This window comes from Mitsuaria sp. WAJ17, from assembly GCF_014174515.1.
In the GTDB taxonomy this organism is placed as follows: Bacteria; Pseudomonadota; Gammaproteobacteria; order Burkholderiales; family Burkholderiaceae_C; genus Roseateles_B.
Window position 1 is genome coordinate 1 of sequence record NZ_JACJUG010000135.1, and the last position, 370, is coordinate 370.

Sequence of the window (370 nt, forward strand, 5' to 3'; positions counted from 1 at the left end):
TGCTCTCGCAGGCGCTGGGCCTGTCGCCGCGCCAGATGCGCTGCGGCAGCGATATGGAGATCGCCTACCTCAGCGCCTTTGCCCCGGGCGAGGGCTATCTGGTCTATGCCGGCACCGGCGCCATCGCCGCCTTCATCGACCACGACGGTCACTTCCAGCGCGCCGGTGGCCGCGGCCCCATCCTCGGCGACGAGGGCGGTGGCTACTGGATCGCCCGCGAGGCACTGGCCGCCATCTGGCGCCAGGAAGACGAACAGCCCGGCAGCACCCAGCAGTCGCCGTTGGCGCAGGCGCTGTTCGCCGCCATCGGCGGCAGCGACTGGGCCAGCACGCGCGCCTTCGTCTATGGCGCCGATCGTGGCGCCGTGGG

General features: G+C 72.2%; 1 protein-coding gene. It reads left to right on the forward strand.

The features are described 5' to 3' along the window. A partial coding sequence (locus tag H5407_RS23725; RefSeq protein ID WP_404935659.1) for a BadF/BadG/BcrA/BcrD ATPase family protein occupies window positions 1-370 on the forward strand: 370 nt, incomplete at both ends.